The organism is Leucobacter sp. cx-328, assembly GCF_014530035.1.
Classification (GTDB): Bacteria; Actinomycetota; Actinomycetes; order Actinomycetales; family Microbacteriaceae; genus Leucobacter.
Genome location: NZ_JACVMX010000002.1, coordinates 269,524 through 281,602 on the forward strand (window position 1 = coordinate 269,524; position 12,079 = coordinate 281,602).

Annotated in this window: 11 protein-coding genes; 9 read left to right on the forward strand and 2 right to left on the reverse strand. The window is 62.0% G+C overall.

The window, feature by feature from the left end; genetic code table 11:
- Positions 1 to 2: 2 nt before the first annotated feature.
- The gene (locus ICL81_RS03865) at positions 3 to 773 is read left to right on the forward strand and encodes a cytochrome c biogenesis protein CcdA (protein WP_188033651.1); all 771 of its coding nucleotides are present in this window, start codon (positions 3 to 5) and stop codon (positions 771 to 773) included.
- Positions 757 to 2,568, forward strand: a complete 1,812-nt coding sequence (locus ICL81_RS03870; protein WP_223160560.1) for a cytochrome c biogenesis protein ResB — start codon at positions 757 to 759, stop codon at positions 2,566 to 2,568. The genes ICL81_RS03865 and ICL81_RS03870 overlap by 17 nt, the downstream gene beginning before the upstream one ends.
- Before the next feature lie 103 nt (positions 2,569 to 2,671).
- Here the strand turns inward: ICL81_RS03870 and ICL81_RS03875 are convergent, their stop codons facing one another.
- Both ICL81_RS03875 and ICL81_RS03880 read right to left on the reverse strand, forming a co-directional pair.
- Positions 2,672 to 3,115: an N-acetyltransferase gene (locus ICL81_RS03875; RefSeq protein WP_188033652.1), complete on the reverse strand. Its 444-nt coding sequence runs from the start codon at positions 3,113 to 3,115 to the stop codon at positions 2,672 to 2,674.
- 510 nt (positions 3,116 to 3,625) lie between these two features.
- Positions 3,626 to 5,395 (reverse strand): phospho-sugar mutase, encoded by a 1,770-nt coding sequence (locus ICL81_RS03880; RefSeq protein WP_188033653.1) that lies wholly within the window; start codon positions 5,393 to 5,395, stop codon positions 3,626 to 3,628.
- A 207-nt stretch (positions 5,396 to 5,602) separates the two neighbouring features.
- On the opposite strand from ICL81_RS03880, the gene ICL81_RS03885 reads away from it, so the two are divergent.
- From ICL81_RS03885 to ICL81_RS03915, 7 genes are all read left to right on the forward strand, one after another.
- Complete coding sequence (locus ICL81_RS03885; protein WP_188033654.1) at positions 5,603 to 6,190, forward strand: cupin domain-containing protein; 588 nt, start codon at positions 5,603 to 5,605, stop codon at positions 6,188 to 6,190.
- A 126-nt stretch (positions 6,191 to 6,316) separates the two neighbouring features.
- Complete coding sequence (locus ICL81_RS03890) at positions 6,317 to 7,444, forward strand: ABC transporter substrate-binding protein (protein ID WP_188033655.1); 1,128 nt, start codon at positions 6,317 to 6,319, stop codon at positions 7,442 to 7,444.
- Positions 7,445 to 7,464: 20 nt separating this feature from the next.
- The gene (locus ICL81_RS03895) at positions 7,465 to 8,346 is read left to right on the forward strand and encodes an ABC transporter permease (RefSeq protein ID WP_188033656.1); all 882 of its coding nucleotides are present in this window, start codon (positions 7,465 to 7,467) and stop codon (positions 8,344 to 8,346) included.
- Between the two features lies 1 nt (position 8,347).
- Complete coding sequence (locus ICL81_RS03900; RefSeq protein ID WP_188033657.1) at positions 8,348 to 9,154, forward strand: ABC transporter permease; 807 nt, start codon at positions 8,348 to 8,350, stop codon at positions 9,152 to 9,154.
- Positions 9,138 to 10,148: an ABC transporter ATP-binding protein gene (locus tag ICL81_RS03905; RefSeq protein WP_188033658.1), complete on the forward strand. Its 1,011-nt coding sequence runs from the start codon at positions 9,138 to 9,140 to the stop codon at positions 10,146 to 10,148. Before ICL81_RS03900 ends, ICL81_RS03905 begins: the two co-directional genes overlap by 17 nt.
- A 62-nt stretch (positions 10,149 to 10,210) precedes the next feature.
- Positions 10,211 to 11,578, forward strand: a complete 1,368-nt coding sequence (locus ICL81_RS03910; RefSeq protein WP_188033659.1) for an FAD-binding oxidoreductase — start codon at positions 10,211 to 10,213, stop codon at positions 11,576 to 11,578.
- 139 nt (positions 11,579 to 11,717) lie between these two features.
- Positions 11,718 to 12,071 carry a cupin domain-containing protein gene (locus ICL81_RS03915; protein WP_188033660.1) on the forward strand — a complete coding sequence of 118 codons (354 nt, stop codon included), beginning with the start codon at positions 11,718 to 11,720 and terminating at the stop codon, positions 12,069 to 12,071.
- The last annotated feature ends 8 nt before the right edge of the window (positions 12,072 to 12,079 follow it).

The following is a 12,079-nucleotide window of genomic DNA, read 5'->3' on the forward strand; positions in this document are numbered from 1 at the left end:
CCGTGGGACTGCAGGATCTTGTCGCTGACGGGCAGCTGCTCGTCGCATCGCTGATCGCGCTCCTCGCTGGCCTGGTGTCGTTCCTGTCACCCTGCGTGCTGCCGCTGATTCCCGGGTACCTCGCGTACGTGTCTGGCGTTGCAGGGAGTGGCGGATCCGCCGCCGCTGCGAACCCAGCCTCGGCGAAGAAGGCCGAACGGCGCCGAATGATCATCGGCTCGCTGCTGTTCATTGCCGGCTTTACGCTCGTGTTCTTGCTCATCAACGTGGCCGCCGGCGCGATCGGATTCTGGCTCTGGGATTACCAAGACATCATCATTCAGGTGATGGGTCTGGTCGTCATCGTCATGGGCCTTGTGTTCATGGGGGCGTTCTCGAAGCTGCAGAACACCAAGAAGATGAAGCTCAAGCCGCGCGTTGGCCTCGCAGGCGCACCCGTGCTTGGCATCGTGTTCGCAATCGGTTGGGCGCCGTGCATGGGTCCGACGCTTGGCGTCGTGATGACGCTCGCTGCGCAGTCGGGCTCTGTCGGCCGCGCGACCGTGCTCGCCCTGTTCTATTGCATCGGACTCGGCGTCCCCTTCGTGCTGGCATCGTTCGGTTTCGGCTGGATGACCCAGACAATGTCCTTCTTTAAGCGCCACATTCGTGTCGTTAACCTGATCGGCGGAGCCCTGCTGATCCTCATCGGTCTCCTCATGGTGACCGGACTCTGGAGCAAGATGATGTTCGCAATGCAGGCGGTGATCGGCGACTTTGGCACGATCCTCTGACCCCATTGAGCCAGCCGACGCAGCTGGCGAGGCTGGTGGCGGCCAGGCTGCCGTAGCCAGCGAGACAGCCGCTGACTCGGCCAAGCAGGCTCCGAAGCGCCGTTTCTCCGGCCGTCCCGACGATTACGAGGACGGCAGCGGTGGTGCTTCCCCCATCAACCAGCCAGAGCTCGGCATCAAGGGCTGGTTCCGTTGGTTCTGGCGCCAGCTCACGAGCATGCGCGTTGCGCTTGTGCTCTTGCTGCTGCTCGCGGTCGCCGCGATCCCGGGTTCGCTCGTGCCGCAGCGCGGTGCAGACCCCAACGGTGTACTGCAGTATGAGGCGGATCACCCCAAGCTCTTCAAAGTGCTCGACGCCTTCCCGATTCAGGCGTTTGACGTCTACAGCTCGGTCTGGTTCTCGGCGATCTACCTGCTGCTCTTCATCTCGCTGATCGGCTGCATCCTGCCGCGCATCGGCGCGCACTGGCGCGCCTGGCGCGGCACCCCGCCGAAGACTCCTGCGCGCCTGAACCGCATGGCTGGCTTTAGCGAGACGGTCGTTACGAACGCCGACGCGAGCGACGCGGAGAAGCGCGAGTTCGCGGAGCAGGCGATCGAACTCGCATCGGGAATGCTGAAGAAGCAGCGTTACCGCGTCGAGCGCCAGGGCGGCGAAGCCGTTGGCAAGCGCCCGGCTTGGATCTCGGTTTCGGCAGAGCGCGGCTACCTGCGTGAAACTGGAAACCTCATCTTCCACACCGGCCTCGTTGGCGTGCTTGTCAGCGTCGCGATCGGTGGCGCACTGACGTTCAACGGTCAGAAGGTGCTCGTTGAGGGCGAGACGATGGTGAACCAGCTCATCGACTATGACACCGTCAACTCGGGCAACAGCTTCAACGATGACAGCCTCGAACCTTTCGGTCTGCGTCTCGATGATCTCGAGATCGATTACATCGAGCTCGACGACCCCAACGTGAACGCGATCGGCCAGGTGAAGGAGTACCGCGCCAAGACGACGCTCATTTCTCCCGATGGATCAGATGAGAGTGAGGAGGTGATCCGCGTTAACCACCCGCTGCGCGTGCATGGTTCGCCGATCTACCTCATTGCGAACGGCTACGCGCCGACCATCGTGATCCGGAACACCGTGGGTGAGATCGTGTACCAGGAGTCGATGCCCTTCATCCCGCAGGACACCAACCTCACCTCGCTCGGCGTCGTGAAGGTCATGCACGGCTTGACTGATGCAGACGGCAAGGCCCTGACTGACGAAGATGGCAAGTCGATCCAGCTCGGCCTGCGCGGCTTCTTCTACCCTACGCAGACCGAAAACTCATCTGGTGCGTTCACTTCGAACTACCCCGACCTCATGAACCCCGTATTGACGCTCGACGCGTTCGTCGGCGATCTTGGCGTCGATGACGGTATCCCGCAGTCGGTCTACTCACTCGACACCACCAACATGGAGCAGCTCACCGGCCGCGCCATCGACGTGCCGTCGCTGCGACTGACCCCTGGCGACACCGTCGAGTTGCCGAACGATCTCGGCACGATCGAGCTCACCGCAACCCCGCGGTACGCGTCGTTCGATGTCATGCGAAACCCGGCACAGATTTGGATTCTTATTTTTGCCGTGGCAGCGCTTGGTGGCCTCATTTGGTCGCTCTTTGTGCCCCGCCGTCGCGTCTGGGTGAAGGCCATCATCGGTGATGACGGCATCACGCTGCAGTACGCGGGTCTCGCCCGTGGCGATGACCCCTCGCTCGACCGCGCGGTTGGCGAGCTGCGCGAACAGCACCGCGAAGCGCTCTAGCGAGTCTTCGCGCCTCAACAGAAAGCACCCCACCTCGAAGAGATGGGGTGCTTTCTGTTTGCCTCTGCATGCTTCGGCTCGGCGAGCTCGGTGGAACTGCCCCTTATGCCGGCTCAATATCCATGCGGAACTGGTGTGCCCGGAACTCCATCCGCTCGCGCAGGTAGAACCGGTGGGCACTGAAACGCTGAACACCGGAATCGAGCATGAGCACGGAGCAACCGAGCTCACGCGCCCGATCTTTGAGGTGCGAGAGGATCTCGGAGCCGAAGCCGCGCGAACGAGCCGCTGCCGCGGTTGAAAGGTCGTCGATGTATAACTTGCGACCAGCGCCTGTGCTTGCGACCACGCGCCAGCCGGCCACTGCAACGCAATCGGCGTTGTCATCGTCGCCGTCGAAGATCGCAGTGAAGCGGAGACCTTGCGGTGTGCCCTCCTCGATGACCTGCTGGAACAGCTCATCAGTCAGGCTGGGGCGGAGCTCTCGGAGTACCGGTAGGGCGGTCTGCCAGCGCGGGTCCTCTGCACCTGCAAGATCGATGATCATGAGCACCTCCAGCGGCGTCAAAGCGTGGGAATGCCCACGTTATCAGGCGAGAGGCGTCGCGTCGCTGGGTCGGGTTGCCGTACGTTTGCGATTTGCCAACCATATGCTGAATGAGACCCCAAACAACATATCTACGGCCGATTGCATATCGACGGCAAGGGAACTTGGCAGGCGCGAGGTCAAAACCGCCAACGAGTCATTCATCTGCGCGATACCAGTGAGGCCACTATTCAATGGCAAGGTTGCCCAACTGGGCAACCGCGGCAGCAAAACACAGAAGCCGGCCTTACGGGGTGCACAGCTTTACGCGCTGCCGCGGGCGAGCAGTCGCTCGCCCTTGCCTTTGGCTGGTTGCGTTGCTGGGTCTCGTCCTTATGGGATTCACTGTGGGTCGGACCAGCAAGTTGCCTACGGTAGTGAAAACGGTTTTGGTAGGCCAGAATTTGCTGATTCCGTCTTACCTAAGCCGTTTTTCAATACGCAGGCTCAAAGCCCAGCTCAGCCCAGAACCTAGCCCTCGAGCCCTGCCAAGTACGCACGCACATCGGCCTCGAGGACCGCGAGGTCGGCTTCGGCAGTCTCTCGCCGGGCAGGCCCACAGTCGGGTCCTGATCCAATGTCGCTGAACGTATCGAGGTATAGCTTGAGCTTCGGCTCGGTGCCACTCGGCCGGATCATGACGCGCGAACCATCCGCGAGGTCGTAGCGCAGCACGTTCGCGGGAACCGCTGCGAGGCCTGGCTCGAGCAGATCCTGGGCACGAGTGACCTCGCGATCACCGAAGCAGCTGGGCGGCGAGGTGCGGATCCGCGCCGACATCTCAGTCGCGGCCGCCATGGTCGCGAGCCGCAGCGTGATCGGGGCGCTCGCGAAGTGGCCAAAGCGCGCGCTGGCTTCGTCGAGCATGTCCCACAGCTGGATACCGCGGCTGGCGCACTCACGTGCGAGGGCGAGAATGTCGGCGCTCGCCGAGATGCCGTCCTTGTCGTGTACGTGCTCGGGGTGGGTGAGGTAGCCGAGTGCTTCCTCGTAGCCAAAGATGAGGCCGGGAACGCGCGATACCCACTTGAAGCCCGAAAGCGTCTCGACGTAATCGAGCCCGTACGCGGCCGCGACCGCACCGAGCGCCGGTGACGACACGATCGTGCACGCGAGGGCACCGCGAGGATCTTCTCCTGCGCGTGCAGCCCGCTGGCGCTCGCGTTCGGCTGCGCGCCAACCGAGCAGCAGACCGAGCTCGTTGCCGGTGAGGCGACGGAAGCCTGGCTCGTCGATGTCACAGGGGAGAGCGACGGCGAGGCGATCCGCATCGGGATCGTGCGCGATGATGATGTCGGCTTGGATCTCGCGACCCGTGCGGAACGCGAGGTCGAGGGCGCCAGGCTCTTCGGGGTTCGGGAACGCGACGGTGGGGAAGCGGCCGTCTGGCGTCTCTTGCTCTGGCACCGGGACCGGGAGGGGCAGGCCAGCCGCTGAGAATACGCGGCGGGAAATGTCGGCGCCGACGCCGTGCATCGCGGTGTAGGCGACGCGAAGGTTGACATCCTTGCCGATGATGTTTCCGTCGTCGTCGAGGGGCAAGCCGGCGAGTACCGACGTCGCAGTCACCGCGACGTACTCGTCGGTGACGCTCGCGTCAGCGATGGCGTAGTCAGACGAGCGGGGCAGGTCTGCGAGGGGAAGAGTGGCGACTTCTGCGATCCGCTGCCCGATTTCTGCATCGGTGGGCGGAATGATCTGCGATCCAGCGTCGGCATCACCGAGGTACACCTTGTACCCGTTGTCACGCGGCGGATTGTGGCTTGCGGTGACCATGACGCCGGCCGAGGTGTCGAGGTGGCGTACGGCGAATGCGAGGAGCGGGGTGGGGCCGGCCTCGGGCATGAGGGTGACGCGGATCCCCGCACCGGCCATGATCTCTGCCGCATCGCGCGCGAACTGCGCTGAGTGGGTGCGACCGTCGTAGCCGATCACGATTGATGGGGGAGTGGAGGTCTCGCCGCGGGCAGCACGATCGTGCAGGTAGGCGGCGAAACCAGCGGAAGTTTGTGTCACGACGACGCGGTTCATGCGGCGGGGTCCAGCGCCGACCTCGCCTCGCAGGCCTGCCGTGCCAAACTCGAGACGGCAAGCAAAGGCGTCTTCGAGCGACGCTGTTGCGTCGGGGTCGCCAGCCGTTGCGCGAGCCAAAAGATGTGTGGCTTCTGCGCGAGTCTCATCGTCGAAATCGGCCTCTGACCAGGCCTTGACCTGGTCGAACAGTTCCTGCTGTTGCGCCATTCGGCTGCCCCCTGAAATCGTCGAATTCTGGACGTTCTCACACGTTATCACTGGACCGTACGTGCATCTGGGAGTGCCTGGCATGATTCCGATTTTGCATTCCTCCGCAAAGTAGGTACATTGTGCGTAGCGTCACTGCACACAGTGTTCAGTAAAACAAAGCAGTTTGTACTGTGTGACGTGACACGAGGTTCGAGGAGGAACTTCATGGCAGACAACAATGCGCAAGACACCGAGGGTGAACTTGGTCGTCGCATCGCGGCATTCCGTGCGCTGAGCGGCATGAGTCTTCGTTCGCTCGCGGCCGCATCCGGCGTGAGCTCGAGCTTCCTCAGCCAGCTCGAGAACGGTCGCACCAGCGCGAGCATTGGCTCGCTCCGTAAGATTTCTGCAGCGCTCGGGGTCTCGCCCGCGAAGCTGCTTGACGATTCGGCCGATCACACCCGCGGTGTCTTGAAGGCGGCGGATCGACCCACACTTCCCCTTGAGCCAGGCTCACAGAAGTACGTGCTCGCACTGCCCCCACTGCGCAACCTTGAGGTGTACGCGGGCGTGCTCGGTCCAGGCAGCTCAACAAGCGCTGAAAACTACACGCACGGCAACGCACAGGAAATCTTTATTGTCACCGAGGGTGAAGTCATCTTTGAGCTCGGCGGCGAGCGATACCCCATGAGTACCGACGACTCGATTGAGTTCTTGAGCTCAGTCCCGCACCGCGCGCTCAACGAATCAGCGGACGAGGCCAAGGTCTTGTGGATCGGCAGCCCGCCGACTCCCGACCCCGTCGAAGCCTGAGCCCGCCTCTCACACTTGGGCAGCGTTGACCACCTGGTCGACGCATACCGTCCGGGCCATGCCGCTGAATGCGCAGCAGACCCCACAGATTTACGACATAACTCATTACATCAAAGGAGATCCAGAGTGAAGAACAAGAATACCCGCCGTGTACTCACCTCGCTGCTTGCAGCTGGCGCAGCAGGCTCGCTGCTCGTCGGTTGTGCAGGTGGCGGTGGCGCAGCCGCTGAAATCGACCTCGGCGATGGCCCCGCGGTTGCTGGCACCGTGAAGGCTGGCGCACTTGACGGTGTTCCCCTCACGTTTGTCTCCTGGGGCGGCTCGTTCCAGAAGGGGCAGATGGACGCAATCGCGTACCCGTTCGGTGAAGAGTCGGGCGCGAACATGCTCGAGGACGGTCCCACCGAGTACGCAAAGGTCAAGGCTCAGGTCGACAGCAACAACGTGAACTGGGACGTTGTCGACACCGACGTCATCTGGGCTGAGAAGCAGTGCGCAGACGAAAACGGTCTCCTCCAGAAGATCAACTACGACATCGTTGACTCCTCGAAGATCCCTGAGGGCCTCTTCGGCGACTGCTACGTTCCTGCGATGCAGTACGGCTATGTCTTCGTGTACAACACTGAGAAGTACGACACCGCACCCACCGGTTGGGCTGACTTCTTCGACACCAAGAAGTTCCCCGGTAAGCGCGCAATCGCCGGCTTTGAAGACGTAGGCCCCGGTATCCACGAGGGTGCACTCCTCGCTGACGGCGTTGCCGAAGACGAGCTGTACCCGCTCGACATGGACCGTGCATACAACAAGATCGACACGATCCGCGACGATCTTGTCTTCTGGAAGACCGGCGCTGAGTCGACCCAGATGATCGAATCGGGCGAGGCTGACATGGCGCTCGTCTGGTCGGGCCGCGGCTACGAAGCGATCAAGAACGGTGCAAACTACGCGCCCGTCTGGAACCAGTCGCTCGTGCTCTTCGAAGCACTGACCGTTCCCAAGAATGCGAAGAACCCTGACGCGTCGATGGCGTTCCTGAACTACTACCTCGGTGCTGATCAGCAGGCAAAGCTCACCGAGCAGACTTCGTACTCGCCGGTCAACGTCGATGCGAAGCCGCAGGTAGATGAACTCGGCCAGAACTTCCTCGTCACCAATCCTGAGATTGCAGATCAGATGGTCGTCTCTGACACCGCATGGTGGGCAGCGAACTACGACGCTGAGCTCGAGCGCTGGATGAAGTGGCTCCAGGGCTAAGAACTATTAAGTAGGAATCTGTGACTACTACGAACATTCCGGTGGTGAGCGCTGCGAGCACGTCGAAGCGCTCACCCTACCGGGCGCTCTTGCTTCTCTTGCCTGCGTACGCGCTGCTGGTTGCAGTCTTCGCGTACCCGGTTTTTGAGAGCATGCTGCGCAGCGTGACCGACCCCGAGGTCGGGGTCTCGAACTACGTGTGGGTATTTGAGAACCCGCAGAACCTGGCCGTGATTGGGCGCACCTTCAGTAACGCGCTCATGGCGACGGTGATCTGCCTGGTGCTTGCGTACCCGTACGCGTTCCTCATGACGATTGTTGGGAAGAAGGCTCGCGCCGTTCTCCTCGTCGTCGCCATGATCCCGTTCTGGACGAGCCTCATGATCCGCACCTTCGCGTGGATCGTGCTCCTGCAGGACAACGGCGTTGTCAACAACCTGCTTGGCTTCCTCGGCCTTGGCCCGTTTGAGCTGCTGCGTACCAACCTCGGTGTAATGATTGGTCTGAGCCAGGTGCTCATGCCCTTCATGGTGCTGCCGCTCTACGCGGTGATGTCTGGCATCGACAGCCGCCTCGTGATTGCTGCTCGATCGCTTGGCGCACGCCCGACCATCGCGTTCCTCCGCATCTTCCTGCCGCTCTCGCTGCCGGGTGTTGCCGCTGGCTCGCTCATGGTCTTCATCCAGGCGCTCGGCTTCTACGTCACCCCTGCACTGCTCGGTTCGCCGTCAGACAGCATGTTGGCGCAGTCGATTTACGCACAGGTCAGCAGCCTCCTGCAGTGGGGCCGCGGCGGTGCACTCGGTGTAGTTCTGCTCGTAGCAACGTTCGTGCTGCTCGGTCTTATCGGCCTGATCATGCGCGCTGCGAAGCGCAAGGGCCTATCGGTGGAGGTGTTCTGACATGGTGAAAATTCATCCCGTCACGCGTGTGATCCTGTGGGTCGTCAGCATGCTCGTCGCCCTGTGGCTCATCGCTCCGACGCTCGTCGTCATCCCGCTGAGCTTCACGGGCAAGGCCTCATTTGTCTTCCCGCCCGAGACGTGGTCGCTGCGCTGGTACGAGTCGTTCTTTACGAACAAGCAGTGGACGACCGCGCTTGGCAACTCGCTCCTCATCGGTCTGCTCGTCGCATTCGTGGCTACGCTCCTCGGCCTGCTCGCGGTCATGGGCCTGCGTGCACTCACCAAGAAGAAGCTCGCTGGTGCATTGCGGATCGGCCTCATGGCTCCCATGGTGGTTCCCGGCATCGTCGTCGCAATCGGTATCTACGCGGTTTTCCTCAAGCTGGGCCTTGTCGGTACTGTTCTCGGCTTCGTGTTCGCGCACACGGTTCTCGCGCTGCCCTTCACGGTCATCGCGATCACCGCAGGTTTCTCGGCATTCGATGAACGGCTTGAACTCGCAGCGCTGAGCCTCGGCGCCAACCGCATTACGACCTTCTTCAAGGTCACTCTCCCCAACATCATCCCCGGCATGGTGTCAGGCGCACTCTTCGCGTTTGTCACCTCCTTCGATGAGGTTGTGCTGTCGCTCTTCATTAAGAGCCCGTACCTCAACACGCTGCCGGTACTTATGTACTCGAGCGTGACCCGCGATACCGATCCGACGCTCGCTGCAGCAGCGACCGTCATCCTCGTTCTCACTACGACGCTCGTCATCGGCGCGCTCGTACTTACCGGAAGGAAGAACCGTGCACGCAAGAGCTAATCAGGCAGGTGCCGAGATTGTTCTCACCGGAGTCTCCAAGCACTACCCGAAGTCGATCGCACTCGACAACGTAGACCTCGTTGTCAAGCCGGGCGAATTCATGACCTTCCTCGGCCCCTCGGGCTCGGGCAAGACCACGACGCTGAACCTCATTGCCGGATTCACCGACCTCACCGAGGGTGATATCACTATCGACGGTAAGCCAATGGCAAAGGTTCCCGTGCACCAGCGCGGCCTTGGCATCGTGTTCCAGCACTACGCGCTGTTCCCGCACCTCACCGTGCTGGACAACGTGATCTTCCCGCTGCAGCAGCGCAAGGTTGCTAAGGCAGAGGCGGCGGATCGGGCACGCAAGGCGCTTGCAACTGCAGGTCTTGCTGGATTCGAGGATCGCTACCCGAAGGAGCTTTCCGGTGGCCAGCAGCAGCGAGTTGCGCTCGCTCGCGCGCTCGTATTCGAGCCGCAGGTGCTGCTCCTCGATGAGCCGCTCGGTGCCCTCGATAAGCAGCTCCGCGAGCGCCTGCAGCTCGAGCTGCGTCGCATTCATAAGGAGGTTGGCCGTACCTTCATCTTCGTGACGCACGATCAGGAGGAAGCGCTCATGCTTTCCGACCGCATCGCCGTCTTCAACGAGGGTCGTATCGAGCAGGTTGGTACCTCGAAGGAACTCTACGAGAACCCGGCGTCGCTGTTCGTTGCAGGCTTCATCGGCGAATCGACCATGATCCGCACTGAGGAACAGGTGACGGTCGTCCGTCCCGAGCACGGCGTGCTCGTGAACTCGGTCGCTGAGATCCCTGCCGGCTTCGACTCGATCGAGGTGTCCGTACGCCAGGCAATCTACCTCGGTTCCGGCTGGAAGTACGAGATTGTTCTTGGCGACGGTTCGACCGGTGTCGTCCGCGGAACTGAGGCGCTGCCTTGGCTCAACGCTGACAACCAGGTCGCCCTCCTCGCTTGGGAGCCTGCACGGGCTTCCGTCTTCGCGGTATAGCGATCCGCGCACAGACCCGACACCCACAACCACGAATTACATAATTTAAAGGAACCCCAGCAATGATCAACGGCAATGTCTCCCACTGGTGGGAGCAAATCGGTACCCCTACACCGCGCCCTGAACTTCCGGGTAACCTCACCGCCGACGTGGCGATCGTCGGCGCGGGCTACACGGGTCTGTGGACTGCGTACTACCTCAAGCAGGCTCGCCCCGAGCTCAAGGTCGTCGTTGTTGAGCAGCGTCACGTTGGCTACGGCGCTTCTGGCCGCAATGGTGGTTGGCTCACCAGCGCAATCACGGGTGGTCGCGAGCAGTACGAAAAGACGCACGGTCGCGATGCGGCTGAGCGATTCCAGCGAGCGATGAACGAGACCGTCGACGAGGTTATCCGCGTCACCGAGGTTGAAGGCATCGACGCCGACATCAAGAAGGGCGGCGAGTTCAACGTCGCCTACACCGTTGCGCAGGAGAAGCGTATCCGCGAGTTCGCGGCCGCTGAGCAGCAGTGGAAGTACACCGACCTCCAGCTGCTCGAAGCACCTGAGGCGCAGGCAAAGATCAACGTCGCGAACACTCGCGCCGCGGTCTGGCACCCGCACTCGGCTCGTATCCAGCCAGCGAAACTCGCGAAGGGTCTCGCGGAGGCGTGCGAACGTCTTGGCGTTGAGATCTACGAAAACACTCGCGTTGTCGAGGTCGCACCGCACAAGCTCGTGACGACCCACGGCACCGTTTCGGCACAGTACGTCGTGCGCGCGACCGAGGGCTTCACCGCAAACCTCAAGGGCTTGCATCGCCTGTGGCTCCCAATGAACTCGTCGCTTATCGCGACTGAGCCGCTCTCGGCAGACGTCTGGGACGAGCTCAACTGGAGCAAGGGCGAGGTGCTCGGCGACTGGGCTCACGTCTACATGTACGCACAGCGCACCGGCGACGATCGCATCGCGATCGGTGGCCGTGGCGTTCCATACAAGTACGGCTCGAAGACCGACACCGACGGCCAGACCTCGGAGCGCACGGTTGAGACCCTCAGCGAGATCATGCACCGCTTCTTCCCAAGCACCAAGGGTGCAGCAATCGACCACGTGTGGTCGGGCGTACTCGGTGTTCCCCGTGACTGGGCTGCAACGGTCGGTCTCGACGAGCAGACCGGCATCGCATGGGGCGGCGGCTACGTCGGTACCGGTGTGACCTCGACGAACCTCGCAGGCCGCACGATTGCCGACCTCATCCTCGGTAACCGCAGCGAACTCACGACCCTTCCCTGGGTGAACCACCGAGTACGGAAGTGGGAGCTCGAGCCCCTGCGCTGGATCGCCACCAAGGGCATGTACGCGGCGTACGGCGTCGCTGACAAGTCTGAACTCAACGGTCGCCCGACCACCTCGCCGATCGCCAAGATCGCAAACGTCATCAGCGGCCGGTAGCAGTACACCGCTCCCCGGAGTATGTATAGCGGGCGGCCTTCGAATGTCGGTGGCCCGCTATACGCTGATGACAGCGGCGTGAACGACCTCTGCCTCACGCCGCCACTGACCACAGCCGTCAATTCAAAGGAGAAATTTGATGACTACGATTCGTACCCACGCTGCACACAACTCTGCAGCGATTGATCTCGGCGAGCTCGCACCGAAGCCCACTGCGATCACCGAAGGCCAGCAGGAGGCCGCGCTCGAGGTATGGTCGAGCGACCGCATCGGTACGGGCCTCTGGGAGTGCACCCCCGGTACCTTCACCGCAGAGCGCAACGGATACACCGAGATCTGCACGATCCTCTCGGGGCGCGTGTTTCTCGAGGTCGAAGGCGAAGAACCTGAAGAATTCGGCCCCGGCGATGTCATGGTGATGCCTTCTGGTTGGAAGGGCAAATGGCGCATCACTGAGCACCTTCGTAAGCACTACACCACGATCAACGACTAGGCGAGACT